A 26,289-nucleotide genomic window follows, 5' to 3' on the forward strand; every position below is an offset into this window, starting at 1 on the left:
ATTAAATTTCGAATTTGATTTATTAGTCTGTCAGTATTTTAAATAACGTCTGCGCTGTTGCGGGTGCAAAAGTAGAACCTTTATTCGTTTTGACAATAGATTTTCGAAACTATTTTTTATTTATTTTTTAATACTCTGAAAACGTGAAACTTATTTTTTGGGTTTTTTAGCCTTTGTAGGAGTTTAGATGAACGAAGGCTGCGTTTCGAGGCTTTTCCACAAAGGTTCACTAAGAAAACACAGAGATTCACGAAGGGTTTTTCTAAAATTTAGAGAACAAAAAGTTGTTTCAACCCCAATCACCTAGCCCTGATAGCAGCGAAAATCCTTTCCTGACGACTTTTAGTCAGGAAAGATTGTAGTGGATAGCAGGAATAGCTACATAAAAAAAAGACTAAAATAGCGACAAAACACTATTTTAGTCTATTTATATGAATAAATTAAGCTTAACTAATCGAATCGAATTGCTTTTACCGGAGTAATTTTAGTAATAATATAAGACGGAATAAGCAAAACCAAGAAACAAACCCCAATCGTCAGCACATTCAACAATATAATATAAACAACATTTATATCTACCGGCGCCTGGTTAACATAGTAATTCTCTGGATTAAGCTCGACAATGCCAAAATACTTTTGAACCAAGAGAACACTAACACCTATTAGATTCCCCCAAAACAAACCGCGAAATATTAAATAAGAAGCATTATACAAAAAGGTTTTTCGGATTGACCAGTTACTTGCCCCTACTGCTTTTAAAATCCCAATCATTTGCGTTCGCTCCAAAATTAAAACCAATAACGCCACTACCATATTTATAGTAGCCACCAATATCATTACAATAAGAATAACCACAATATTAAAATCAAACAATTGAAGCCATTCAAAAATATAATTGTATTTCTCAACTATAGTCTGTGAATCCAAAGTTGAACCCGTATGTTCATAAACCTGCTCTCCAATAGCACTGATATTATCAAAATCATTTACAAAAACCTCAAAAGCACCTACCTGATCCGGCTTCCATTTGTTGATTCGTTGAATATGTCGAATATCACCCAACACATAAGTCGCATCAAATTCCTGAAAACCCGAATTAAAAATCCCAACAATTTTAAATCTCCTTATATTAGGTAATTTATTTTGCCCTTCTTTCATAAAGAAAGTATTAAACTCATCACCCACTTTAAGTTTTAACCTATTGGCTAAAAACTGAGAAATCAAAACTTCCGGATTCAAACTTGCAGATAAATTAGGCAATCTGCCCGAAATAAGATACTCCTTTATATTATCCCATTTATAATCGGTACCGACTCCTTTAAAAACGATTCCCTCAAAAGCTTCAGCCGTCCTGATAATACCAGCCTTACTAGCAACAGCCTGAATGTGACTCACTTCGGACACCGAACTAAATTTAGGATAAAACTTTTGGTTTTTTGGAACCGGAACCAAAGTAGCATCCGATTGATTATTATCGAAATTAGCAATAATAATATGACCGTTGAATGCCGAAATTTTTTCCCTAATCTTTTGTTGGAGTCCAATTCCCGTTGCCACAGACACAATCATCATAACCATTCCGATAGCAATAGCCGAAATTGCAATTTTTATGATAGGTGCAGAAATACTGCTTTTATTATCTTTAGCAGTAATGAGTCTTTTAGCGATGAAATATTCTAAATTCAATGGATATGATTTCAAATTTGGTGTTCAAAAATACAGTTTTATTCTTAGCCGTTCGCAAATCCCAACATATTAAATAAAACGAAATCTATAATTAAAGAGGCATTTTCTTTTTCATCTCCTCTACAATATTATAGACCGCCGGACAAATAGGAATATTTTTCAATGTGATATCTGTAATTTGCTGAAACTTCTTTCTATCAGTATGCGGAAATTCCCGGCAGGCTTTTGGACGGACATCATAAATAAAGCAGGTATTATCCGAATCCAAAAAACTACAAGGAACAGTTTGCAAAACATAATCTTTATCTTCATCAATGCGAAGATATTGCTCAATAAACTGCTGCGGTTTTTGTCTGAGATGTTTCGAAATTCGCTCGATATCGGCAGAAGTAAACAACGGCCCTGTTGTTTTACAACAATTAGCACACTCTAAACAATCTGTTTTTTTAAATTCAGCATCATGTAAATCCTGCATTACATAATCTAAATTCTTTGGCGTTTTCTTTTTAAGCTTATCAAAATACTTTTTATTTTCAAGTTGCTTATCTTTGGCCAGTTTTCCGAGATCGTTTAAAGATGGTTTGAGCATTTGTGTTTAATTATTCGTTTATTCGAAAATAACGCAGCAAAATTACTCAAATCCAATAAACAAATTAGCACTTTACTCAACAAACTATTATGAAAGACCTATTTGGCAAAGCCATTCTTGACTACCAAACCAATAATTCCCCAGAAGATATAATTACCGAAACTACTATTTCAGAAGAAGACGAAATGAGTGTTACTTATTTATTTCGAAATTTTGAATCAATGCCTTCCATCGAACAAAAAGCTCTAGAGCTAGCCAAGGGAAAAGTTCTAGATATAGGCTGTGGAGCAGGAAGTCATAGTTTGTATTTACAAAACGAAAGAAATTTAGAAACCACCGCAATTGACATTTCTCCAAATGCCATACAAGCATGCCAACTTCGTGGTCTAAAAAACGCTTTTATCCAAGATATTTTGACTTTGGAAAACGAAAAATTCGACACTATCTTACTTTTAATGAACGGAACCGGGATTTTTGGTACTCTAAAAAACACTCCTAAATTTCTTCAAAAATTAAAATCTCTATTAAATCCAGGAGGACAAATTTTAATTGACAGTTCCGATATCATTTATATGTTTGACGAAGACGAAGATGGCGCATACGAAATTCCTGCCAATGGCTATTACGGAGAATTAGAATTCACTATTAGCTATAAAGGAGAAAAAGAAGATTCTTTTCCTTGGCTTTATCTGGATTACAACACACTTCAAAATGCCGCTAACGATAATGGATTAAAATGCGAATTGATTTCAGAAGGCGAACATTATGATTATTTAGCCAGACTTTCAATCTAAAAAAATTCCCAAAACATTACTTTTTAGGAACATCAATACTTAATGGAATCGTATATTTCACTTTAACAGGATTACCATCTTTAAATGTTGGCTTCCACTTTCCTTGAGTTCTCTTTAAAACCCTAATCAACTCTTCTGCCGTTCCGTACCCTAAATCATCTACAATTTTAAAATCACCTATATCCCCCTTTTCATCAATAACAAAATCAACCACCACCTTACCTTTTAATCCCGAAACATCTGGCATACGATAATTATATGCAATATATTGGTATAATTTTGTTTTCTTTGAAGGTTCCATTTCCTCCGAGCTAATACTTTTTCCACCAAGAGAAGATGGAGCAACAGTTTCAGATTTAGTAATCGTCGAACTATTTTCTGCATTTGTATTTTGCGCAAAATTAATTTGCACTAAAAAGCTAAAAAACACTAAAAATAAAGCTTTTTTCATATCTAAGGAATATTCAAATACTTGTGTGTTTGCAACGAAACCCTCCATTTTGGATTATTCATCACATAATCTACAATTAACGGAGTCATTTCTTCTTTTTTACTCCATTCCGGCTGTAAAAACAAAATAGCATTGTCATTTACCAATTCTGCTTGTTCTTCAGCAAAACTAAAATCATGCTTGTTATGAATAATTACTTTCAATTCATTAGCAGCGTTGTAAACAGTTTCTGTTGGTAATTTATTTTTCTTTGGAGAAAGACAAATCCAATCCCAAGTTCCCGAAAGCGGATAAGCACCGGAAGTTTCTATATGTACTTTCAAATTTTTATCTTTCAATCTTGAAGTCAGCAAAGTCATATCCCAGCTCAAAGGTTCACCTCCCGTTACTACAACAGTATCTGCATATTTACTGGCATTATCAACTATTTGACTGATACTTGTAGGAGGATGTAATTCGGCATTCCAACTTTCTTTAACATCACACCAGTGACAACCTACATCGCATCCGCCAATTCTAACAAAATAAGCTGCAGTCCCAGTATGAAATCCTTCTCCCTGAATAGTATAAAACTCCTCCATCAAAGGCAACATCGCCCCTTTGTTCACTTCTAATTGAATTTCTTTTGATAGCATTTTTATAATTTAGGGTGCAAAGATAACTAATTTACAAAAGACATTATTCAATTATGTGATATGCTTAACAAAACGACATAAAAAAAGCCAGTATCTCTACTGGCTTAATTAACTTTATCAAATCAATTATTGAAGTGACTTCAATGATTGAAGTGAATATTTATTTGTAGGATCTATAGCAAGTGTTTTATTGAAATGCTCGATTGCCTTAGCCTTATCAAAGTTTGCATATCCTGCACCCATTGTATTATAAGCTTCAATCAACTTCGTTTTAACAGCTGGTTTAGCCAATTCCTCAGCTCCTTTAGCTGTAATACGATCTATATACTCCTGATAATATTTAATCATTGCCTGATCATCCTCTAACAAACTATTTGTTCTTGCACGAGAAATATACGCATCAACCGTATCAGGCGAAGCCTCTAAAACATTTGCATAAGCTGCATCTGCTTTCTTCAACGATTCCATATCTCTTTCTGCTACCGGCTTACCAGCATTAGCAAAATAAATGGCGTTTCCTAAATAAAAATTATCTAACAGGAATGATTTACTTTCTTTGTAAGAAGTGGCAATCTCTAAAATTGCAGCAGCCTCTTTAAACATTTTCTTCTCATAGTATTTTTTTCCTAACTCTCCTAATCCATCAGCTACAGATGGTTCAAGCTCAACTCCTTTTTTTATAAAAGAGATACCCTCAGCATAAAGAGCAGGATCTACAGCAGTATCTTCTGCATTTGTTCCTTTTTTAATTTTTGCCTGACCTAAATACACATAATCTAACGAAATAATCTTATTAGCCGGATTATTAATATATTGCTCTAACGAAGAAATAGCTTCATCAATATGACCATTTTCGTAAGCAGCATATCCTAAATATCTAAAAATTCTTGGATTTACATTATCCAATTCTTTCATCTTATTAGCTTCAATTTCTAAAGCCTTGTAATCTTTAGCCAAGATTAAGAAGTCAGCATGACGCATACGGGAAGCCAATGAATAATCAGTAAGCGACATATATTTTTCATAAAAAGTCAAAGCTTGTTTAATGTATTGATCATAACGCCCCGGAGCATTAAGCGCCCAATAGTAATAAGTTTGCGCTAACTCTCTGTAAACCGGACCATAATTAGGACTCAAAGCAATTACTTCGTTATAGGCAGCTACAGCTTCCTGATACGCTTTTGCACCTTTTAACAAAACACCTAATTGCATTTTAGCTCTAATCAAAGTATTATCAGCCTGAAAAGCACTACGGTATGCAGAAAAAGCTTCATTTTGGTTTTTATCTCCATAAAAAGCATCTCCTAAGGCTAAAAGAACCTGTGGTTCAGTTGGATTTTTCTCTTTTGCCTGAGCTAAAACAGCCAAAGCTGCTTTGTAATCAGGATAAGAATTATCCATATATGCCTTAGCAATATAAATGTATTCTTCAAAATCCTTTTTACGCATTTGAGCTTTAGCAGCATCAAATTTTGCTTTTGCAGCAGCCAAATCTTTCTTTTCTAGATCAATCTGACCTAATCCAATAGAGTTAAAATGAGCATTATCTTTAGCCTTTAAACCTTCATCATAAGAAATCTTAGCCGAATCAATTACACTTTGATTCAAATAAATATTTCCTAAAAGAAAAAAAGCTTTACCTTCAGAAGGATTTGATTTTATAATCGATTTTAAAGATGTTTTTGCTTTTTGAAATTGCTCTGCATCTATCTGTTTTTTCACTTCATTAATATCCTGCGCATGTAACACAGAAGCCGAAGCAAAAAGTGCAACACTTAAAAATTTAAACTTGTTCATTGTAATGGTATTTAATTTATTCATTTTCTAAATTTATTTCCCTCAATTATTTTATTCTGCTTTTGATTAAGAGCTTTCTACCTGGCATTGTAGTTGGCAACATACCTGATTTCAGCACTATCCTTTGACCAATTTCTCCGGCTAAAAATGAAGCAAAACCCATCCCTAAACCTGAATATCCCTGACAATTGATAATAAACAAATCACGTGCCAAAGGGTAAGTTCCTTCTGCCAGATTATTTTGAGTTGGTGCAAAATAAGAATTTTTATTCAATCCCTGCACGCTTAAAACGTTAATATTAGTTAAATAATCTTTAATATTTGCTGTAGGCTGCAACAACCAGTTCAAGCCTATAACACCGATCATCCCATCGTTCTCAGCAACAAACTTAACCACTTCTTCATTTGATTTAAAAGAATAAACTCCGTTTTGAGGAACATCTTTTACTCCGGCTAGCGTTGTCATATAACGTACAGTACTTGAATTTGGATTATCAAAAACCAAACCTTTAATCTTTGTTTGACTATCACCTTTTAAAAAAGCAACTACATCTTTTATTGCAATTAAGGTGTCTGCATCTTTTTTATTCGAAATCAAAGCAATGGCATCAGTTGCAATTTTTGTTGTTCGGGGCTTTATATTTAATTGTTCGAAAAACTTTGCTTCATCCGCATTTAATTGTCTGGACAAAACAACTATTCGAGAAGTATCTTTAAGGAAAGCCTGCATTGCTTCTTTTTCTGATTTAGCTTCAAGTACAATTTCAGCTTTATAAGTACCTTCAAAAACCGCAATTTGATCTTCAATCAATGGCTTAACAGTCTCATCAACCAATAAAGTTGTCTTCCCCTTAATGATAGTTTCCTTGTTTTTTTTAGCATCTGATTGTTTACACGTAACAAACAATACAGCAACAAAAAAGAAACACGCTAACAATTTTATTTTTTTCATACACCAATTTTTTCAAGACAGATTCTTATTCGAACTAACGACATAACACAAATTCTACATCCATAGCAAAATAACAATAATTTTAAACTAATCTTCCTTATTATCTTTGATAATCCTTACACAACGTATAACAGCATAAACTATCAAAAGGACTCCAAAAGCTATTCTGTAATTCCTTGGCATATTCAGAGGCAGGCTAGTCATAAACAAAACCATCAAACCTAAAATCAAATAAATCAGGAAAAACAAAATGGCTATAACGAGAAGAAATCGCTCTTTAAGCGATTTCTTCTTAATATTTGTAATAATACTTTTCAACATTATTCTTGTTGTACAAGTGAAATTGGTAATGAATATTGAACCCTTACCGGTTTTCCATTTTGAATACCAGGATTCCATTTAGGAGATTTTTGTAAAACTCGTATCGCTTCTTTTCCAGTTCCATAACCAATATCTCTTAACACTTTGATATCTGTTAGTGAACCATCTTTTTCAACTACAAAAGAAACATAAACCTTTCCTTTTAAACCTTCTTCTTCTGGCATGCGGTAAGTTTTACCAACAAATGCATAAAACTTCTCCATACCTCCTGGGAAATCAGGTTTAACCTCAATACCAGCTGTACTGTAAACCTGATCATCAGATTCTTCAACAACTTGACTTGTTTTAGGTCCAGTACCAGCCGGAGCAACAGTTAATACTGCATCCGGATCTCCTTTAATAGTCTCAGCACCAGTTTTTTTATCTTTGATTTCTTCAATCTTTGGTGGCTCCTCAACAACTTCTTCCGCTTTTGCCACAACTGGTTTAACAAACTTCACCTGATCTACTGCCGGTGGTGGTGGTGGTGGTGGTGGAGCGTTTAATTTAGGTGGTTCCACTTTTTTTGGAGGCAACTTAACATTTGTAAGTTTAATATCCTTAATTGAATTATCTTCTTCGTCTGTCGATTTAGGAATCAAACTAATGATAAGAGGCGCACTAACTGCTAAACTAAAAAAGAAAGCCCCTATAAGCAGTGCTTTAGTAGTAGTTTTACGGTTAGATTTTCTCAAATCATAAGCTCCATAAAGCTTATTACGACCTTCGAAAACAATTTCAACCCATTGGTTTTTTAATATATCTAATTTCATTTTTCTTAATTATTAGGTTATTAAGAAAACAAGATAACTCTTATTTTCCTTCTAACAATTTTTGTTCCTCAGGTAAAAAATCATTAACGATTGTATAGGTAGGAATTGAAGAAATAGCCATTTCATCTAAAATATCAACTACGTTTTTATATGTTGATTTTTTACCTGGTTTGATAATTACAATCATCCCTTGATCAGGTCTTCCTTTTGCAGCCGTATAAGCAGCAACTTCTTTTTTCCTTTTTAACAATTCCTTGCGAATACCATCTTTACCATAAGGAATACCTTTAGGAGCCATAGGACTATTAATAATCCCCATATAAAAGTACATTTTATCACCATCTCCCAATAATACGGTCATGGTACGATTTTCATCAACTTTTATATCTGCTGTCTTATCCTTTGGATCTTTATCTGGCAAGCCTAAACTCATTGCTTGAGGTTTTGACAACGAAGTAGTAAGCATAAAGAATGTAATAAGTAAGAACGCCAAATCCACCATGGCAGTTAAATCTACCTTCGAATTCTGTTTTTTACTTCTTACCTTGCCGCCTTTATCACCACCACTGTCGGTATTTAATTCAGCCATTTTAGTATATTTTTTTTAATTAAAAATCTTTTCCTCTCAGTCCTGTTACTAAACTAAAAGAATTGATATGTTGATCTTGCAAAATATCCATTACTTTTTTAATAACCGGATACTCCTCTTTAGCATCTCCTTTAATGGCAATTTGTAATTCTTGCTTGCTACCAATAGAATTGTTATATTCATTATTAGCAATACGAGCATTATAAATCCACTCTTTTAATTGATTATCCAGTGAATCCATCGGAACACCCGGCTGATTCGCTTTTACACGATCAGAAGCCTTCATATCAATTATTTGCTTAAGACTTGTAATTGGCACACCAAAATCAGTCATCAAAGCAAATTTCTCTTTGTCTTCATCAGAAAAAGCCACTCCGTATTTTTCTGACATCAACTCCAACGTTCTCTTACGAATATCCTTTCCTTTCAAATCAAAGAATACTTTATCCTTACCATCAACATTACCAATTGTAATAGTAGCCAAATCAGAATCAGGCAACTTTACTTGTACAGTTGAGGCAGGGGTATCAACAGGCATTGCCTCTGGTACTTTAGCTGTAGCTGTCAAAATAAAGAAGGTAAGCAAAAGGAACGCAACATCACACATGGCAGTCATATCTGTCGATGTTGACTTCTTTTTCATTTTTATTTTAGCCATTCTTTTTGTTTTTTTATTTTGATATTATAATATCAAAAATGATTATTGTTTCAAACTTCCTCTGAATTTTCTGTAAGTATTAACGATTGTAGTACCTGCCTCATCAATAGAGTAAGTCAAATCGTCAATTTTTGCAGTAAAGAAGTTGTAAGCAACAATAGCTAAGATAGATGTAGAGATACCTGTTGCAGTATTGATAAGTGCCTCAGAGATACCTGTTGCAAGAGCAGCCTGATCAGGAGTACCAGCAGAAGCTAACGCACCAAACGCTTTAATCATCCCCGATACTGTCCCTAACAAACCTCCAAGAGTTCCTAAAGATACTAAAGAAGAAATGATAGTCATGTTTTTCTCTAACATTGGCATTTCAAGAGAAGTAACCTCTTCGATTTCTTTGTGAATAGTTTCAGAAGCTTCTTCACTGTTGAATCCTTCTTTCTTAACATCTTGGTATTTTACTAACGCTGATTTAATTGCATTCGCAACTGAACCTTGTTGTTTGTCACAAGCAGAGATAGCTTCTTCAATGTGACCACCTTTGATACTAGATTGTACTTTTGTCATGAAAACATCTAAGTTTCCTTTTCCTGCAGCTTTAGTGATTACGAAGAATCTCTCAATAGAAAACACAATAACCATTAATAACATACCTAACAAAATAGGTACTATAAATCCTCCTTTATAAACTTGTCCTAAAGTATTAATTGGGTGACCTGTTTCTGGATTTCCACCCTCGAAGTTAGCAGGAGACCCCATGATGAATTTCCAAATTACAGCTCCTACCGCCACACATAATAAAATGATGATTCCTGAAATCATTCCTCCTCCTTTTGAACTGCTTTCTTTTTTAACGTTTGCCATTTTTTTTAAATTTTAATAGTTTTAAATAATTTTATTTGAGTTATAAATTAACTTGTAGTCCCGCAAATTTATACGTTTCGTTCAAATAAAAAAATTTTTTTTCGTTATATTCAAATTAATCATTTGTAAATTGAAGTTTAAAAAATATAATTATTGTTTTATTGTCAATTTCACCATTAAAATTCAAAGATTTTGATAAAATAATTTATTAATTTGCTATTTTACAAGGCAATATTTCAACATCTAATTCTAAAACCGAAAAATCATTTTTTTTCAATATTTAACAAAAAAAAAGGCTTAAAATTACAGTAAACACTAAATAAATACAACTTAAAAACATTTACAGTATAATTAGAAAATTAAAAAACAACTCTATTTCCATGGATAAAAGCAAACTATTTACCGAGCAAATCAATTTGGGATATCAATCCAAAGGAGAAAGCATTCTACTGGGAGGAGCAATTTTAGAAGGAGAAACCTTAGAAAACGCTCATGTAAAAATCCCTTTAAAAACATTAAACAGACACGGACTTATTGCCGGAGCAACCGGAACGGGTAAAACAAAGACGATTCAGGTACTTTCTGAGCAGTTATCTTCTTTTGGAATCCCTGTATTAATGATGGATATCAAAGGAGATTTTAGCGGTATTGCCAAAGAAGGCGAAGGAAAATCTTTTATCACCGAAAGACATACTAAAATCAACATTCCATATCAAACCGCAAGCTTTCCTGTAGAACTATTAAGTTTATCCGAACAAAGCGGAGTCCGTTTACGTGCCACTGTATCCGAATTTGGTCCGGTCTTATTTTCACGTATATTAGACTTGAACGATACCCAGGCCGGAGTGGTTGCCATTATATTCAAATATTGTGACGACAATAAAATGCCATTACTGGATTTAAAAGATTTTAAGAAAATAATCAATTACATTACCGAAGAGGGAAAAGACGAAATTACCGAGAGCTACGGTAAGATATCAACTTCAACAACAGGAATTATCCTCAGAAAAATTATCGAATTAGAACAACAAGGCGGAGAACTGTTTTTTGGAGAAATGTCTTTTGATATTGATGATTTAATGCGAATTGACGAAAACGGAAAAGGATACGTCAACATCCTTCGTTTAACCGACATCCAGGACAAACCCAAATTATTTTCTACTTTCATGTTGAGTTTATTAGCAGAAATCTATCAGCAAATGCCTGAAAAGGGAGATGCCGATCAACCGGAATTAGTCATTTTTATTGATGAAGCACACTTAATTTTCAAAGAAGCCAGCAAAGCTCTTTTAGAACAAATTGAAACTATCGTAAAATTAATTCGCTCTAAAGGAATTGGAATTTACTTTATCACTCAAAATCCAATGGATGTTCCAAGCGGAATATTAGCTCAATTAGGTTTAAAAATCCAACATGCCCTGAGAGCTTTTACAGCTAATGACAGGCAAGCCATAAAACAAACCGCTGATAATTACCCAACTTCAGAGTTTTACAACACCAGCGAACTATTAACGAGCCTCGGAATTGGAGAAGCTCTGGTAACCGCCTTAAGCGAAAAAGGAACTCCAACTCCATTAGCCGCTACTATGCTTAGAGCACCAATGAGCAGAATGGATATCCTGACCGAAACTGAAATTCAGGAAATCAACAGCAAATCGAAGCTGGTGAAAAAATACAGCGAAAATATCGACCGCGAGAGTGCCTACGAAATGCTGAACAAAAAAATCACTACTATCGAAGAGGAAAATGCTAAAAAAGAAGAAGAACAAAACGAAATGAAACAAACCAGAACTTCTAATCAGCCGAGTACTTCAGAAGTTGTTGGAAAATCGGTTTTAAAAGTACTTACAAGTGCTACTTTTATTCGTGGTGCTTTTGGAATTCTTTCTAAATTCCTGAAAAAATAAATCAACAGCAATAATCAATGGCAATTTCAAAAATCAATCTCAAATTTGAAATTGCCATTGAAATTATCCCTGCAACAATTCTAAAATTTTATTTTCGACTTCTGGAAAATTCCAAATATTGTCGATATTGCCCATCCTTAAAACTTCTTCCATAATTGCATTTTGAAAATCGCCAATTGCCAGAGCTTCCACATACGGACGGTCACTAAAAGTTACTCTACTATATAAAGGTATCCATTTATCCGGATGCTTTTCTGAAAACCATTTCTCGATTTTCTTTTGCAATAAAAATTTATCGTCAGCAGTTTTGGAACTCATTTCCATAAAATTGCGATACGAAAGTTCAGCAATGGCATCAGCATTAGGTTTTCGTGATTCCTGATATTCCGAAAAAATACGTTCCCAATCTTCGCCATATTCTAAAATCATTTCATAAAGCACTGTGATATCTTCAAAACCGGCATTCATTCCCTGCCCATAAAAAGGCACAATAGCGTGACAGGCATCACCAATTAAAGCCACCTTATCAGTATAAGCCCAGGGAAAACATTTCATAGTAACTAAGGTACTGGTAGGATTTTTAAAGAAATCTTCGGCTAAATTCGGAATAACCTCAATAGAATCAGGGAAATTCTTTTCAAAAAAAACTTCTACCTCTTTTCTATCGGTTAATGAACCAAATGAGTTTTCGCCTTCAAAAGGCATGAATAAAGTACAGGTAAAACTACCATCAATATTAGGCAAAGCAATCAACATATACTCCCCACGAGGCCAGATATGAAATGAATTTTTATCTAATTTATGAGAACCATCCTCATTTGCCGGGATATTTAATTCTTTATAACCAATATTTAAAAACTCCTGCGAATAATTAAACATACTCTGACGCTGCATACGATGACGAATTCTCGAAAATGCACCATCAGCTCCGAAAACCATATCGTATTTTCGTTCCTCCCACTCCCCTCTTTCAGTTTCTCCTATATGTAAAGTAGCTGTTGCCAAAGTCACATCCCAAACTTTATGCTCAAAGAAAAATTCGGCACCCGCTTCATCGGCAAGGTCAATCATTTTCCGATTCAAAGTTCCGCGAGAAATAGAATAAATTGATTCTCCTTCCTGACCGTAATTTTGAAACTTAAGATTATCTACCAAATGAATCGCGCGCTTATCCATGGGAATCGCAATTTCACGCACGGCATCGCCAACTCCTACTCCGTCTAAAGCCTTCCATCCACGGGTTGACATTGCTAAATTAATCGAACGCCCCGAAAATTGTATTTTTCTAATATCCGGACTCCTATCGTAAATATGAACAATGTGTCCGGCTTTCTTCAAATAAATAGCTAATAGTGAACCCACTAAACCTGAACCTACAATCGCTATTTTTTTAGGAGTTTGCATCATTACCCTATAAGATTTAAACAAAATTACTGATTTATTGTTTGAACCGTATTCAAAAACACTCTTTTATCACTTGCCCAAATATTGCAAACCACTGATTTTCAATAAGAATGTTTTTTAATTATCATAGCTAAACAATACCCTCTATCAGAGCATACATGATAATTATCAGTTTTTAAGCCAATGATTTTCACAAACTTTGCACAAACTATTAATGAAGGTATGAACATGACAAAAAATCAAAAACCATTACATAGCTTCCATATTCCGGTTATGGGGCTTGCTTATACAATAGACAGCCCCATAAGAGTGGCACATTATGGAATTTCTTCGGTAATTTCGATAGCAGATGACGAACTGATAGAGAAAATGAGTGCTTTTTATCACCAAAAATTCAATCTTCCCTACCAGGAAATATCTCAAAAAGTAGCCGACTACAGGGCAAAACGCATTACTTCTTATTTGAATTTAGTTGACAAAATTGTAAAAGAAAAATTTGAGAATTTTAAAAACGAATTAGCCGAAAGCAAAGAAGCCTTAGAAGATTACATTAACCTTTTACCTAACAAATCTGAAATTAAAAAAGGACTTCAAAACCTGGTTGAAGAAGGATTCCATTGGAAAGAAAACATCAAAAACTATATCGAAAAACATTTATCAGCCGGTGAAATCGATGTCAACATCATGACAAAATTAGACAAAGACAATTTTGTCAAAAACGAACAACTTCCTATCATCTACAATGATGCGCATGCTGCACTGAGAGGTTTTGCCAATAGTACCGTAAACTCGTCGATTGTTCTTTCGGCCGGAATGAATCCGAGATTGTACAGTTATTTTGAAAACTTCGAAGACTTCTACCCAGACAAAAACAACCAACTGAAAAAGAAAATCACTTTAAAAGTTAGCGACTTTAGATCGGCAATGATTCAGGGTAATTTTTTAGCAAAAAAAGGGCTTTGGGTTTCTGAATACCGTATCGAATCAGGATTAAATTGCGGAGGACATGCCTTTGCTACCGAAGGTCTTCTACTAGGTCCAATCATGGATGAATTCAAACAGAAAAAAGAACAACTTGTTCAATCGGCTCATGATTTAATGGTAAAAGCTTTGGAACAAAAAGGAATGGCAATTCCTGAAACTCCTCTGGATTTAAAAATTACAGTTCAGGGCGGAGTAGGAAATTCGGAAGAACATGAGTTTTTATTAGACCATTACCAAGTAGATTCTGTTGGCTGGGGTTCACCTTTTTTATTAGTTCCCGAAGCAACTTCGGTAGATCAGGCTACCCGCAACTTATTGATTAATGCCAAAGAAGAAGATTTGTATTTAAGCCATATTTCGCCTTTGGGAGTTCCTTTCAACACCCTGAGAGGGACTACAAACGAAAAATTGAAACAAAAACGCATTCAGGAAAATAAAGCAGGAAGTTCTTGTCCGAAAAAATTCCTGGCACTCAACAAAGATACCGAAGGAAAAGGAATTTGTACGGCATCTAAAAAATACCAGGATGCTAAACTAGAAGAATTAGAAGAAAAAAGAAATACGATTTCTACTGAAAACTACGAAAAAGCAAAACAACAAATCACTGAGAAATCCTGTCTTTGTGTAGGCTTAGCCAATGCTTCTTACTTAGAAAACAACATTAAAATAAAAGGACAAGACCAAGGCGTGGTAATTTGTCCCGGACCTAATATTGCTTATTTTGATCAGGAAGTTTCGCTTTCAAAAATGATTCAGCATATTTACGGAAACGCAACAGTTCTAAGAAATACCAACAGACCGAATCTGTTTATAAAAGAACTGAAAATGTATATTGATTATTTAAAAAATGACATTCAGGCCATTACAGAAGAAATCAATACTGCCAAAACCAAAAAACTGGAATCATTTAAAAACAATCTTTTGGAAGGAATTGAATATTACCAAAATTTATTTTCGACTAGCTCTAATTTTGAAAACATCAAGAATGACGTTTTAAATCAGCTCAACAGTTATAAAAACGAATTATTCGGTATTGAAATTCCGAGATTAGCGGTTGCTTAATTAAAAACAATAGCCACGAATTCACGAAAACGAATTTTCATAATCCAAAGAATTATACAAATCTGTCTGGTTAAAACATAAAAAGACCGCAAATTCGCAAATTATTTATGATTTTAAGTAATTTGCGAATTTGCGGTAAACTATTTTCCCAAAATTCCTCTTTTTAAAATTTGCCCAAAATTGTACATATCTTCAAAAGAACAATACAACGGAACTGGTGCTAATCGGATAACATTGGGTTCTCTCCAATCGATAACCACACCATTTTTCATCAAATAATCAAACAAACTGCGCCCTTCCCCATGAAGAAAAACAGATAACTGACAGGCTCTTTCCGAAGGATTTGAAGGTGTAATAATTTCGAAATTACCTTTTACTTCCTTATCAATTTCGCGAAGAATGAATTCTAAATAAGCAGTAATTCGATCTCTTTTTTCAATCAGGGCATCCATCCCTATCTCGGCAAACATTTCTACCGAAGCCAAATAAGGTGCTAAAGACAAAACCGGTAAATTACTAATTTGCCATCCATCGGCACCTTGAATGGGATCAAAAGTGGGTTCCATTTTAAATCGCCGCTCTTTATTGTGTCCCCACCAACCTGCAAATCTTGGCAGATCCGGATTAGTATGATGCTTTTCGTGTACAAAACAACCAGAGGCATTTCCCGGTCCTGAGTTCATGTATTTATAACTGCACCAGGCAGCGAAATCCACATTCCAATCGTGCAATTCTAATTTAACATTACCTGCTGCATGCGCTAAATCCCAACCTACATAAGCCCCTGCTTCATGTCCAGCCGCAGTGATGGTTTTCATATCAAAAACCTGTCCGGTGTAATAATTCACTCCCCCTATTAAAACTAAAGCTAACTCATCACCTACTTCTTTGATTTTTGCCAAAACATCTTCGGTTCGAATGTTATGTTCGCCTTCACGACGTTTCACTTCCACGATAGCTTCTTCCGATTTAAAACCATGAAAATGCACCTGACTTTGAAACATATATTGATCGGAAGGAAATGCTTTTTTTTCACAAATAATTTTAAATCTGTTTTTTGTTGGTCGATAGAATGAAACCATCAACAAATGAAGGTTTACTGTTAAGGTATTCATCACAGTAACTTCAGACGGTTTTGCGCCTACTATTTTACTCAACGGATTTGCAAAACGTTCCTGATAATCCCACCAGGGTTTCCCGGCATAAAAATGACCTTCGACAGCAAGATTAGCCCAATCATTCATTATTTCATCAACATAAGCCTTAGTTCGTTTTGGCTGTAACCCCAATGAATTTCCGGTAAAATAAATCACCTCTTTGTCATTCACTTTCGGAAAATGAAATTCGTTTCGGTATTTATTTAAACTATCCCGGGAGTCGAGCTGTTGGGCAAATGCTTTAGTATTTTCGAAAATCATAATTTGAATTTTGTTTAGTAAAAATAATTAAAAACCTCAATTCAATAATTCATTACTTCGGGTTTCTTTTAAAAATGAAACAAAATATTAATCCAATATTATCTTAGAACATTTTTCTCATTCAATTGTATTGTCTCAAGGAAACTTGGGGCATTTTTGCATCATTAACCCAAAATTTATAGTTATTTATTTACATATTTATTATGATTAATTCTATTTTTGCAATCGTAATTTTATAACTATTTTTTTATGTCAATATCATTTCGTTCAGTAATAATCATAATACTAGTTTCAACATTTTATTCAAATTCTTTAAAAGCGCAACCTAAAAAAGGAGAATACATTAATGCTTCTATCGGCTTAGGACTAAGTACTTCCTATTATGAAGAAGACGGTGGAGGAACTGGCTTTTATGCTCAGGCTGAATATGCAAATGGAATAACAAAATGGATTGGACTAAGAACTTACGCAGGAGTTATACTTACTAACGGAGACAAAACGAATGAAAATGGAGATCCAACCGAATACAGAATAAGCTCTAAAGCATTTTCATTGGGTGGAAAAATTCGTGTTGCAGCACCTATTCCTTATGTTGCTCCTTTTATCGAATCAGGAATTGGAGCGTCTATTGGTTCTTTTCATACTTATACACCATCTACTAATCTCAAAAAAAATGGTGTTTTGATGCATATTCCATTTTCGTTAGGATTAGCGGTTGGGCGTAAACATAGTGTAGATATCGCATTAAGTTATTATTTCTATCCATCCATGAAACAAATTTCAGGTGCTTTTGCCGCAGGGGTTTCAATTCCTATAAACAATTAATTTTTTAAAATAACTGAAAATGCATCAAGGAAACTTGGGCCTTTTTTATGGAAATATTTAAGCTACTTCCACTAAGTTTTTACTCTTCTGATTCACAAAGAATTACCTCATTGTATTCCTTTGCCAATTTCACCATCGTAAACTCAATACTCGTTTTATTTTTAGATTTAAAAACAATACGATTTTTTTCATCTTCTACACAATAATATTGAAATCCTTTAATATATTCTTTAGGAATATGAAGCTTATTTGTATAATACTCTTCTTCAAAAAGAAATTCCAGATGATTTAATATAGCTGTTTTTTTCTCCGCTTCTATTCCTTTTTTTATCATTTTAGTCCTGCCATTTATAGCATTTAAAATAGGATCAATTTCCAGTGAGCCACCTAAAAGCCCTAACAAATGTATCGGTTTAAAATCTCCGGCAGTATATAATTGTCTTTCCATTTGTGTAAGATGTTTTACCTTTTTAGGGATAATTCCCATGGAAACAGCGTTTATTTCCGGATGTTTATTCACAACCACCTCATCCAGTTGTGTAATTTTGTCAAACATTTTTATCGTCAAAATTGGCAATTTCAAATCCTCTTCTTCAATAAGTTTTCTGTAAATTTCTAAATTTACAGAAGAAAAAACCAATAAATCTTCTGGTTTGGCTAAAATATAAAATTCGCCTTTACTGTCACTTACTGTAGATTTTTCATTAACCAAATTAACAATCGTAACCCCTTCAAAATTACCAGAAGCCACCACTATTTTTCCATAAATTACTTTTCCGTCAACAGATTGTCCAAAACACAATTGAGATAAAAAAAACAGTAGTAGTGGTAAAATTACTTTCATATGTAAACAAATTATTTCTTACATTTAAAAGTACTACAAAAGCTACACAACTTATTGTTAAAGACTTGATAAAATTTTAATTAAAATAAAAACAAACATTTATGATAACCATTCAGCATCTCGACAAGCATAATACTGTTTAACCTTTCAATAATAAAATAAGCTCTTGGTTTATAGACAAAATTAGTATATTTGAAAAAACACTGTTTTTTTGTTAAACAACAAATAAAAGTCTTCCTGAATTCTAAGGAAAAAATCTACCTGAAAAATGAGAGTAACTACATTTCGATAGTGAAAAATCCAGTGGAATTGCATTAATAGCATGCACATTGTTGTCATTAATAATGACTAATTCAAATTTTGGAGAAAGTTACCTCGATTTATTTCAAACTAAAATAGGCTCACACAGTATAGGACATTGGATTAACGATGGACTCATGAGTATTTTTTTCTTACTCATTGGTTTAGAACTGGAAAGAGAAATTTACAAAGGAGAACTTTCGAGCATTAAAAATGCCATGCTGCCTATTTTTGCCGCACTGGGTGGAATTGTATTTCCGGCAGGACTGTATATGCTATTTAATTACGGAACTCCCACACAATCCGGAGCCGGAATTCCTATGGCAACCGATATTGCTTTTGCCTTAGGAATCTTGTCTCTTTTAGGCAAACGAGTTCCTGTAACTCTAAAAATATTTCTGACAGCACTGGCAGTTATTGATGATTTAGGAGCTATTATTATCATTGCTATATTCTATACCAAAACCCTTCATCTGAACAATTTATTTATTGCTTTAGGAATATTTGCTTTGCTATTAGTTTTCAACCGTTTAAAAGTGAGAAACCTCATCCCTTATTTAATTGGCGGTGTAGCTATGTGGTATTTTATGCTTAATTCGGGGATTCATGCTACAATTAGCGGCGTTTTATTAGCTTTTGCGATTCCTTTTGGAAATGGCGACAAAAACTCAACTTCTTATATTTTACAGGATTTTTTACACAAACCGATGGCTTTTATCATTTTACACGTTTTTGCATTAGCCAATACAGCCATTCTTCTTAGCGGAAATATTCAGGAAACTTTAACTCAAAATTACAGCATAGGAATTCTGCTTGGTCTTATTGCAGGGAAACCATTGGGAATTTTTATTTTATCCTATGCTACAGTCAAACTGGGATTTTGTAAACTCCCATCAGGACTTAGCTGGAAAACTATTTTTGGAGTTGGTCTTTTGGCGGGAATCGGTTTTACCATGTCCATTTTCATTACTTTATTGGCATTCGAAAATGAAACAATCATTAACAACGCTAAACTGGTCATTTTAATTTCTTCCCTAATTGCAGGATTACTTGGATTTTTCACTCTAAAACAAACTTTAAAAAACTAAATATCCCGATACATTTTTCGGTACTTAGAAGGTGGCATTTGCACAAATTTCTGAAACTGTCTGTTAAAAAAACTCAAGTTATTATAACCTACCTTATAACCTATTTCAGAAGCCGTTAAGTCAGTATTGATAAGCATTTTAGTCGCCATACTTATTTTGTATTCGTTGATGAATTCGAAAAAAGATTTACGGAAAGTCTTTTTAAAAAACCGGCAGAAAGACTCCTTATTCATTGCTACTTTTTCAGCAACGGCATCCAGACTAATCTGTTGGTTATGATGTTCTTTTACATAATTGTAAATTAAATTGACACGCTCGCTTTCTTTCACAGTCAAATTAGAAGTAAACCCTTGTCCCGCCAGATATTTATAATTAGCATTTACAGCCAATTCCTGTAATATTTGCAAAAAAGACAGCAGCCTTTCAAAAGGCGGCAATGCAATCAAATCCAACATTTTTGATTCTACTTTCTTTGCCTTTTCTTTATCAAAATGGATTCCTCTCGATGCCAACTGCATTAGCTGTTTGATATGCTGAAACTCTTCTTTTTCCAGCCAATCGCTAAGCAAGTCTTCATCCCATTGGATAATGATACAGCGTACATCTTCTTTTTGTTCACCAACAGTTTTCCAACAATGCGGCAAATTTGAACCTACCAAAACCAAATCACCATATTCAAAATTAGCCATATTGTCGCCCACATACCGAATACCGCTGCTGCCCAAAATATAAGTCAGCTCATATTGAGGATGAAAATGCCAGGAAGCAATAAATTCTTTACCTTCAAAAATACTGGTTCTAAACGAACTCCCCGGCGACGGACTGATACTTCTATATTCTGCCTTCATAAATAGCTTTCATACATTAAAACATCAAAAATAACACAAATACACACTACTCTTAATCAATATCGTGTTAGTTTTTGCTTTTATGGTGCAAATAGTGTTGGTTTTAGATTTGTAATATTGTATTCCTAAACAATACTACAATGACATCAGCTACTTCCATCCGAGACGTAAAATTATACAAAGCCTCCACTACGCTTAAAAAACCTATTTCGGATGCTACGCATACGCTAACCGAAATCTCATTTATCGTGATGCGAATTCAATTAGAAAATGGAGTGATTGGTGAATCCTATTTGTTGTCTTTTCAATATTCTCCTAATGCAATTGTAGGCGCATTAAAAGATATTATCCCTGTAGTGAAAGGTTACAAAGCCAATGAAACAGCAGCGGTTTATCAAAAACTGGACGATTTAGCCGAATATTTCGGAAATCAGGGCGTATTGCGTTGGGCACAAGCCGCTATCAATATCGCGATGTGGGATGCCTGGGGAAAAACTTTAGGACAGCCTATTCATAAAATTCTGGGAACCCACAAAGAAAAAGTATCGATTTACGGAAGCGGCGGCTGGATTTCTTATTCTATTGACGAATTGATTGAAGAAGTAACTAATTATGCCAATCGCGGATTTAAAGCCGTAAAAATAAAAGTAGGTTCGCCAAAAGTCAGCACTGATGTTGAGCGTTTGAGATTGGTGCGTGAAGCTGTGGGCGACAAAGTCGATATTATGATGGATGCCAATCAGGGAATGGATTTGCCATCGGCAATGAAATTAGCCAGGGAAGCACGCGATTTAAACATCAACTGGTTTGAAGAACCTATCCATCACCAAAATTTTCAGGGTTACGAAATCCTAAAAAACCAAACCGGAATTTCATTAGCGATGGGAGAAAGAGAATTTGATACTTTGCCATTAAGAGAATTAGCCACCCGAAATGCTTTGGATATCTGGCAACCGGATATTTTACGTATTGGTGGTGTAGAAGCCTGGAGAGAAAGTGCCGCTTTGGCTAAAAGCTTCAACCTGCCGGTGCTGCCTCATTATTACAAAGATTACGATGTGCCGTTGTTGTGTACCATTTCTAACGGCGTGGGTGTGGAATCTTTTGACTGGGTCGATCCATTAATTGACAACCCAATGGTTATTCAGGATGGTTTTGCAAAACCACACGATTTACCGGGTTGGGGATTCAGTTTTATCGATGATAGAATGACTGAAATTAAATTATAAAACAGTTCTCGATACTTTTTTTGTTTCGTTACACTGCACAAAAAACACTCGAACAGACGTTTTCATTAAATATAAATAGTTTAAAATTTGGAGTATTGTATTTCAAATTTTAAACTATTTTTTTTTATGTGGTTCCCTCCGGTCGGGCTCAACCTCATCAACTTAAGACTTTTCAATCGTCACTTCGAGTGATTTTTAATCATAATGCCATAGCTTTTTGATTAAAAATAGTATCGAGAAGCTTTCTTACTCTAAAGGTTCTCGATACATTTTCTTTTAAAAAAGCTGTCGCATTTTTTAAAGAAAACACTCGAACTGACGGTAATAAAACATCTAAAAAAACCCTACAACCTATTTTGTAGGATATTTTTATATATTTGAAGGATGCTTAATAAGCATAGACAATAGCGAGTATATACAAGTTGTACGTTATTTTATCAGAACTAAACGAGTAAAAAAATAAATGGAAGAAAGATTTCCTAAATTAAGTAAAATAATAACATTTTTAGCCGATAATTGGCATTGGCTTCTTGGAATTCTTGGAGCAATATTAATAGCTTGGTCAGGTTATATGCTTGAATCTGCTAGTCCAGATGAAAGCTTATTAATTAAAATGAAAACTAATTGTCAAGATTTATATAGTATTCTTAATGAAAAACAATATAAAAATGGTAAATGGGTGTTAATTTTAGGAATTTTACTCGATATAATATCCATTGTTTTTGTTAAAATATCTGAAGTTTCAAAATCTAAAATTTTAATTCAATACAACTCAGATATAGAAACACTAAAAGATAGAATTAATTCATTATCACAAGACAAGAATACACTTGAAGATACTCTAGCAAAAACTTCAAAAGATTATTATGATTTATTAAATTTTAAATTAGCCAAAATCGCGACAAAAAGACTATCTCTATCTGAAAATGAAAGGATTACTGTTTACAGACATAATAAAGATGAAAAATCTTTTGAATTAATTTCTCGATTTTCTAAATCACCTATTTATTGTGAACCAGATCGTAAAATATACAAAGATGACCAAGGTTTTATAGCAATTGGTTGGCAAAACGGAAAATACACAAGAGATGGCTTTCCAAGATTTGAAAAAAATGAAGCAGCCTACATAACTGCTATTCGAAACGAGTGTAAGATACCAAAAGATGTTTTAAATAATATTAATATGAAAAGTAGCAGCTTCTATATTAATACAATTAAAGATACTTCGAACGTTTATCCGATTGCTATAATAGTAATTGAAAGTAAAAACCCAAAAGGTTTAGATTTTAATGCGATTAATAATTCCTACAAAGAAATCTCAATTGAAATTCAACATGATTTAGAAGCTCTAAAAAGATTAGAACCAAGTTTAACAATCGCTAAAAATAAAGGGCTATGACTAAATTAGAATCTATAGTTACATACATTTATCAAAACTACCCTTTTCCTTTAGAATTATCCAAAGCTAGGCTAGTAAAAATGATATATTTAGCTGATTGGAAAAATGTTTTATTAACACAACAACAAATTTCTGAAACTAAATGGTATTACAATCATTATGGACCATTTGTTAAGACTATAATTGATGATATTAAAAAAAGTGAGTATTTCGAAATATTTTCATCTCAAAATTCATACGGAGAAGATAAAGAAATTATTAAATTAAAAGAAAACACACATCCTAATGAATTGAATTTATCTTCTAGTGAAAAGGAAACTATTGATTTCGTGATAAACATTTGTTCTAAATTAAATTGGAGTGATTTTATAACTTTAGTTTACTCTACATATCCAATTATGAATAGCCCAAAAATGAGTGAATTAAATTTAATAAAATCTGCAAAAGAATATTTAAAAACAAAATAACTCCCCACTAGTGCTCGTTTACAACGAGTACCTACTTACTATAAAAACATAAAACTAAGCGTTTGCAACGCGACTCATTATACTTAAAATTACTAGTAACCAAAACCTTATAAGTTTTTTTTTCGAAAATTAGAATGACAGACAAGAAACGTTTCAGACAAAAAAACAATTTCACTTTAAGACAACTTTTTCATATATTTGTGCAATGGATAAACAAAAGATACGCACAATTGTTTTTTACAAAGATTACTTTGAAGAATTCTTTGTAAAGCAGCGTGATAAAGTTAAAGACAAAATTATCTGGACCTTAGAGTTAATTCAGGAATTAGAAAGAGTACCGGAAACGTATCTCAAACACATTGAAAATACTGATGGACTTTATGAAATTAGAGTGCAACAAGGAAGTGATATTTTTAGAATCTTTTGTTTTTTCGATGAAGGTAAATTAATAATATTAGCAAACGGATTTCAGAAGAAAACACAAAAGGCGCCAAAAAAAGAAATTGAAAAAGCTATTAAAATCAAAAATGAATATGAAAGCGAAAAATAATATTAAGACACTGGATCAATTCAAGGATAAACATTTTGGAAAAACCGGAACAGCTAAACGTGATGAACTGGATGCAGGTTATGAAAACTTCAAAATTGGAGCAATGATTCACGACGCAAGAATTGAAAAAGGTTTAACACAAGAAGAGCTAGCCGAGAAAGCAGGAACAACAAAATCTTATATTTCTAAAATCGAAAACAATGTAAAAGAAGCAAGATTTTCAACATTACAAAAAATTGTTGAACTTGGTTTGGGTGGACATTTAGAATTGTCAATTAAATTATAAACCCCCTCCTATTCCTAAAAATAGTTTAAAATTTGAAGTGGCAATACTCCAAATTTTAAACTATTTTTGTTTTCGAAATAGTCATTGCGAGGAACGGGCGCCATCACATTATTAATTCTCGCTGTGAGATTGCTTCGTTCCTCGCAATGACAGAAAATCATAAAAATGGCAAAAATCCTTCTTCTCGGCTCAGGCGAACTTGGTAAAGAATTTGTAATCGCTGCGCAACGCATCGGGCAAACCTTAATTGCGGTTGACAGTTACGAAAATGCTCCTGCTATGCAAGTGGCTCATAATTTTGAAGTGATTAATATGCTAGACGGCGACGCTTTAGATAAGATTGTAGCCAAACACAATCCCGATTTCATCGTTCCCGAAATAGAAGCCATTAGAACCGAGCGTTTTTACGATTACGAAAAACAGGGAATTACCGTAGTTCCATCGGCAAAGGCTGCCAACTTTACAATGAACCGAAAAGCCATTCGTGATTTAGCCTCAAAAGAATTAGGATTAAAAACTGCCGAATACCGTTATGCCACCACTGCCGAAGAGTTGCGAAAAGGCGTACTCGAAGTGGGGATTCCCTGCGTGGTAAAACCATTAATGTCATCGTCAGGAAAAGGACAATCAACTATAAAAACCGAAGCCGATATTGATAAAGCCTGGGAATATGCCGTAGCCGGTTCCCGTGGTGATGTGGTAGAAGTAATTGTTGAAGCTTTTGTGAAATTCAATTCGGAGATTACATTATTGACTGTAACCCAAAATAATAATCATACTTTATTCTGTGCGCCTATTGGGCATCGTCAGGAACGCGGCGATTATCAGGAAAGCTGGCAGCCTGCACGAATTTCCGATAAAGATTTATACGAAGCACAGGACATGGCTGAAAAAGTAACTGAAGCTTTGGGTGGTGCAGGACTTTTTGGGGTAGAATTTTTCATAACTGATGACGGTGTTTATTTTTCGGAATTATCCCCTCGCCCACACGATACCGGAATGGTAACGCTGGCAGGAACACAAAATTTCAACGAATTTGAATTGCATCTCAGAGCGATTTTGAGTTTGCCTATTTTCGAAATTACACTAGAAAAAGCCGGAGCAAGTGCCGTAATTCTGGCTTTTGAAAACAGTTCGAACCCAAGTTATAGCGGAATCGAACAAATTGCTGCTTTACCAAAAACTGATTTCAGGATTTTTGGCAAACCCAGCACCAGAGCGTATCGAAGAATGGGAGTGGCATTAGTAAATGATACTTTAGAAACGCCTATTGAAGAAATAGTAGAACGCGCTAAAAAAGCGGCGAGTTTAGTTACTGTAAACTAATTTTTCTTTTTTGCTTGATCAAAAAAGAAACAAAAAATTACTCCAAGATTTTATTTTAATTGGATTCCGTGAATCTTCGATTTCAAGTCTTACGCTTCCTCGTCGGTCAAATTAGTTTTCGAATGCTAAAAGAAAAGAACTCGCCCCGAAAGCTTTCGGGACTCAAACAGCTTTTCTTTTTACGCATTCTTCAAACATTTGACTCTC

24 protein-coding genes and 1 pseudogene are annotated in these 26,289 nt (G+C 33.9%); 11 read left to right on the forward strand and 14 right to left on the reverse strand.

Going from position 1 to position 26,289, the window contains the following annotated elements; genetic code table 11:
* Positions 1–450 precede the first annotated feature (450 nt).
* Together IEV84_RS09090 and IEV84_RS09095 are read right to left on the reverse strand one after the other, a co-directional pair.
* Complete coding sequence (locus tag IEV84_RS09090) at positions 451–1,686, reverse strand: ABC transporter permease (RefSeq protein ID WP_188494225.1); 1,236 nt, start codon at positions 1,684–1,686, stop codon at positions 451–453.
* Between the two features lie 91 nt (positions 1,687–1,777).
* Positions 1,778–2,275: a YkgJ family cysteine cluster protein gene (locus tag IEV84_RS09095; RefSeq protein WP_188493979.1), complete on the reverse strand. Its 498-nt coding sequence runs from the start codon at positions 2,273–2,275 to the stop codon at positions 1,778–1,780.
* A gap of 89 nt (positions 2,276–2,364) precedes the next feature.
* Between IEV84_RS09095 and IEV84_RS09100 the strand changes: the two genes are divergently transcribed.
* Positions 2,365–3,069, forward strand: coding sequence for a class I SAM-dependent methyltransferase (locus IEV84_RS09100; RefSeq protein WP_188493980.1), 705 nt, complete (start codon positions 2,365–2,367; stop codon positions 3,067–3,069).
* Between the two features lie 16 nt (positions 3,070–3,085).
* On the opposite strand, the gene IEV84_RS09105 is transcribed toward IEV84_RS09100, so the two are convergent.
* From IEV84_RS09105 to IEV84_RS09140, 8 genes are all read right to left on the reverse strand, one after another.
* A complete protein-coding gene (locus IEV84_RS09105) occupies positions 3,086–3,520 on the reverse strand; it encodes an energy transducer TonB (RefSeq protein WP_188493981.1) in 435 nt (144 codons plus the stop codon).
* A 2-nt stretch (positions 3,521–3,522) separates the two neighbouring features.
* Positions 3,523–4,155 (reverse strand): 7-carboxy-7-deazaguanine synthase QueE, encoded by a 633-nt coding sequence (locus tag IEV84_RS09110; RefSeq protein WP_188493982.1) that lies wholly within the window; start codon positions 4,153–4,155, stop codon positions 3,523–3,525.
* Between the two features lie 126 nt (positions 4,156–4,281).
* On the reverse strand, positions 4,282–5,952 hold the full coding sequence (locus IEV84_RS09115; RefSeq protein WP_188493983.1) for a tetratricopeptide repeat protein: 1,671 nt from the start codon (positions 5,950–5,952) through the stop codon (positions 4,282–4,284).
* A 46-nt stretch (positions 5,953–5,998) separates the two neighbouring features.
* Positions 5,999–6,904 carry a PstS family phosphate ABC transporter substrate-binding protein gene (locus IEV84_RS09120; RefSeq protein WP_188493984.1) on the reverse strand — a complete coding sequence of 302 codons (906 nt, stop codon included), beginning with the start codon at positions 6,902–6,904 and terminating at the stop codon, positions 5,999–6,001.
* A 320-nt stretch (positions 6,905–7,224) separates the two neighbouring features.
* On the reverse strand, positions 7,225–8,037 hold the full coding sequence (locus IEV84_RS09125; protein WP_188493985.1) for an energy transducer TonB: 813 nt from the start codon (positions 8,035–8,037) through the stop codon (positions 7,225–7,227).
* A 40-nt stretch (positions 8,038–8,077) separates the two neighbouring features.
* Positions 8,078–8,626, reverse strand: a complete 549-nt coding sequence (locus IEV84_RS09130) for an ExbD/TolR family protein (protein ID WP_188493986.1) — start codon at positions 8,624–8,626, stop codon at positions 8,078–8,080.
* A gap of 19 nt (positions 8,627–8,645) precedes the next feature.
* Positions 8,646–9,284, reverse strand: coding sequence for an ExbD/TolR family protein (locus IEV84_RS09135; protein ID WP_188493987.1), 639 nt, complete (start codon positions 9,282–9,284; stop codon positions 8,646–8,648).
* Between the two features lie 42 nt (positions 9,285–9,326).
* On the reverse strand, positions 9,327–10,145 hold the full coding sequence (locus IEV84_RS09140) for a MotA/TolQ/ExbB proton channel family protein (protein ID WP_188493988.1): 819 nt from the start codon (positions 10,143–10,145) through the stop codon (positions 9,327–9,329).
* A gap of 380 nt (positions 10,146–10,525) precedes the next feature.
* On the opposite strand from IEV84_RS09140, the gene IEV84_RS09145 reads away from it, so the two are divergent.
* Positions 10,526–12,052 carry a helicase HerA-like domain-containing protein gene (locus IEV84_RS09145; protein WP_188493989.1) on the forward strand — a complete coding sequence of 509 codons (1,527 nt, stop codon included), beginning with the start codon at positions 10,526–10,528 and terminating at the stop codon, positions 12,050–12,052.
* Positions 12,053–12,115: 63 nt separating this feature from the next.
* On the opposite strand, the gene IEV84_RS09150 is transcribed toward IEV84_RS09145, so the two are convergent.
* Entirely contained in the window at positions 12,116–13,456 is a 1,341-nt protein-coding gene (locus tag IEV84_RS09150) for an FAD-dependent oxidoreductase (RefSeq protein ID WP_188494226.1), read from the reverse strand.
* Positions 13,457–13,678: 222 nt separating this feature from the next.
* Between IEV84_RS09150 and IEV84_RS09155 the strand changes: the two genes are divergently transcribed.
* A complete protein-coding gene (locus IEV84_RS09155) occupies positions 13,679–15,502 on the forward strand; it encodes a hypothetical protein (protein WP_188494227.1) in 1,824 nt (607 codons plus the stop codon).
* Between the two features lie 140 nt (positions 15,503–15,642).
* On the opposite strand, the gene kynU is transcribed toward IEV84_RS09155, so the two are convergent.
* A complete protein-coding gene (gene kynU, locus IEV84_RS09160; RefSeq protein WP_188493990.1) occupies positions 15,643–16,920 on the reverse strand; it encodes a kynureninase in 1,278 nt (425 codons plus the stop codon).
* A gap of 249 nt (positions 16,921–17,169) precedes the next feature.
* Here kynU and IEV84_RS09165 point away from each other — a divergent pair, with 249 nt between their 5' ends.
* Positions 17,170–17,745 carry a hypothetical protein gene (locus tag IEV84_RS09165; protein WP_188493991.1) on the forward strand — a complete coding sequence of 192 codons (576 nt, stop codon included), beginning with the start codon at positions 17,170–17,172 and terminating at the stop codon, positions 17,743–17,745.
* Between the two features lie 79 nt (positions 17,746–17,824).
* Here IEV84_RS09165 and IEV84_RS09170 read toward each other — a convergent pair whose 3' ends face one another.
* Positions 17,825–18,589, reverse strand: coding sequence for a peptidase associated/transthyretin-like domain-containing protein (locus IEV84_RS09170; protein WP_188493992.1), 765 nt, complete (start codon positions 18,587–18,589; stop codon positions 17,825–17,827).
* Between the two features lie 284 nt (positions 18,590–18,873).
* Between IEV84_RS09170 and nhaA the strand changes: the two are divergent.
* Positions 18,874–19,977 (forward strand): annotated as a pseudogene (nhaA, locus tag IEV84_RS09175) (Na+/H+ antiporter NhaA); the annotation flags it as partial.
* Here nhaA and IEV84_RS09180 read toward each other — a convergent pair.
* Complete coding sequence (locus tag IEV84_RS09180; protein WP_188493993.1) at positions 19,974–20,825, reverse strand: AraC family transcriptional regulator; 852 nt, start codon at positions 20,823–20,825, stop codon at positions 19,974–19,976. The pseudogene nhaA and the gene IEV84_RS09180 overlap by 4 nt on opposite strands.
* 140 nt (positions 20,826–20,965) lie before the next feature.
* Between IEV84_RS09180 and IEV84_RS09185 the strand changes: the two genes are divergently transcribed.
* The 6 genes from IEV84_RS09185 (at position 20,966) to purT (ending at position 26,082) form a co-directional block, all read left to right on the forward strand.
* Entirely contained in the window at positions 20,966–22,054 is a 1,089-nt protein-coding gene (locus IEV84_RS09185; protein ID WP_188493994.1) for a mandelate racemase/muconate lactonizing enzyme family protein, read from the forward strand.
* Positions 22,055–22,517: 463 nt separating this feature from the next.
* Positions 22,518–23,453 carry a hypothetical protein gene (locus IEV84_RS09190; RefSeq protein WP_188493995.1) on the forward strand — a complete coding sequence of 312 codons (936 nt, stop codon included), beginning with the start codon at positions 22,518–22,520 and terminating at the stop codon, positions 23,451–23,453.
* Entirely contained in the window at positions 23,450–23,920 is a 471-nt protein-coding gene (locus IEV84_RS09195) for a Panacea domain-containing protein (RefSeq protein WP_188493996.1), read from the forward strand. The genes IEV84_RS09190 and IEV84_RS09195 overlap by 4 nt, the downstream gene beginning before the upstream one ends.
* Before the next feature lie 205 nt (positions 23,921–24,125).
* On the forward strand, positions 24,126–24,470 hold the full coding sequence (locus IEV84_RS09200; RefSeq protein ID WP_188493997.1) for a type II toxin-antitoxin system RelE/ParE family toxin: 345 nt from the start codon (positions 24,126–24,128) through the stop codon (positions 24,468–24,470).
* Positions 24,454–24,756, forward strand: coding sequence for a helix-turn-helix domain-containing protein (locus IEV84_RS09205; RefSeq protein ID WP_188493998.1), 303 nt, complete (start codon positions 24,454–24,456; stop codon positions 24,754–24,756). Before IEV84_RS09200 ends, IEV84_RS09205 begins: the two co-directional genes overlap by 17 nt.
* 165 nt (positions 24,757–24,921) lie before the next feature.
* Positions 24,922–26,082: a formate-dependent phosphoribosylglycinamide formyltransferase gene (purT, locus tag IEV84_RS09210; RefSeq protein WP_188493999.1), complete on the forward strand. Its 1,161-nt coding sequence runs from the start codon at positions 24,922–24,924 to the stop codon at positions 26,080–26,082.
* Positions 26,083–26,289 lie beyond the last annotated feature (207 nt).

It is taken from the genome of Flavobacterium palustre (assembly GCF_014639535.1).
GTDB classification, from domain to species: Bacteria; Bacteroidota; Bacteroidia; order Flavobacteriales; family Flavobacteriaceae; genus Flavobacterium; species Flavobacterium palustre.

Coding starts and splice junctions, on each gene's coding strand:
- IEV84_RS09095 (WP_188493979.1), bottom strand. CDS start 2,275: ATGCTCAAACCATCTTTAAACGATCTCGGAAAACTGGCCAAAGATAAG.
- IEV84_RS09100 (WP_188493980.1), top strand. CDS start 2,365: ATGAAAGACCTATTTGGCAAAGCCATTCTTGACTACCAAACCAATAAT.
- IEV84_RS09105 (WP_188493981.1), bottom strand. CDS start 3,520: ATGAAAAAAGCTTTATTTTTAGTGTTTTTTAGCTTTTTAGTGCAAATT.
- IEV84_RS09110 (WP_188493982.1), bottom strand. CDS start 4,155: ATGCTATCAAAAGAAATTCAATTAGAAGTGAACAAAGGGGCGATGTTG.
- IEV84_RS09115 (WP_188493983.1), bottom strand. CDS start 5,952: ATGAACAAGTTTAAATTTTTAAGTGTTGCACTTTTTGCTTCGGCTTCT.
- IEV84_RS09120 (WP_188493984.1), bottom strand. CDS start 6,904: ATGAAAAAAATAAAATTGTTAGCGTGTTTCTTTTTTGTTGCTGTATTG.
- IEV84_RS09125 (WP_188493985.1), bottom strand. CDS start 8,037: ATGAAATTAGATATATTAAAAAACCAATGGGTTGAAATTGTTTTCGAA.
- IEV84_RS09130 (WP_188493986.1), bottom strand. CDS start 8,626: ATGGCTGAATTAAATACCGACAGTGGTGGTGATAAAGGCGGCAAGGTA.
- IEV84_RS09135 (WP_188493987.1), bottom strand. CDS start 9,284: ATGGCTAAAATAAAAATGAAAAAGAAGTCAACATCGACAGATATGACT.
- IEV84_RS09140 (WP_188493988.1), bottom strand. CDS start 10,145: ATGGCAAACGTTAAAAAAGAAAGCAGTTCAAAAGGAGGAGGAATGATT.
- IEV84_RS09145 (WP_188493989.1), top strand. CDS start 10,526: ATGGATAAAAGCAAACTATTTACCGAGCAAATCAATTTGGGATATCAA.
- IEV84_RS09150 (WP_188494226.1), bottom strand. CDS start 13,456: ATGCAAACTCCTAAAAAAATAGCGATTGTAGGTTCAGGTTTAGTGGGT.
- IEV84_RS09155 (WP_188494227.1), top strand. CDS start 13,679: ATGAACATGACAAAAAATCAAAAACCATTACATAGCTTCCATATTCCG.
- kynU (WP_188493990.1), bottom strand. CDS start 16,920: ATGATTTTCGAAAATACTAAAGCATTTGCCCAACAGCTCGACTCCCGG.
- IEV84_RS09165 (WP_188493991.1), top strand. CDS start 17,170: ATGTCAATATCATTTCGTTCAGTAATAATCATAATACTAGTTTCAACA.
- IEV84_RS09170 (WP_188493992.1), bottom strand. CDS start 18,589: ATGAAAGTAATTTTACCACTACTACTGTTTTTTTTATCTCAATTGTGT.
- IEV84_RS09180 (WP_188493993.1), bottom strand. CDS start 20,825: ATGAAGGCAGAATATAGAAGTATCAGTCCGTCGCCGGGGAGTTCGTTT.
- IEV84_RS09185 (WP_188493994.1), top strand. CDS start 20,966: ATGACATCAGCTACTTCCATCCGAGACGTAAAATTATACAAAGCCTCC.
- IEV84_RS09190 (WP_188493995.1), top strand. CDS start 22,518: ATGGAAGAAAGATTTCCTAAATTAAGTAAAATAATAACATTTTTAGCC.
- IEV84_RS09195 (WP_188493996.1), top strand. CDS start 23,450: ATGACTAAATTAGAATCTATAGTTACATACATTTATCAAAACTACCCT.
- IEV84_RS09200 (WP_188493997.1), top strand. CDS start 24,126: ATGGATAAACAAAAGATACGCACAATTGTTTTTTACAAAGATTACTTT.
- IEV84_RS09205 (WP_188493998.1), top strand. CDS start 24,454: ATGAAAGCGAAAAATAATATTAAGACACTGGATCAATTCAAGGATAAA.
- purT (WP_188493999.1), top strand. CDS start 24,922: ATGGCAAAAATCCTTCTTCTCGGCTCAGGCGAACTTGGTAAAGAATTT.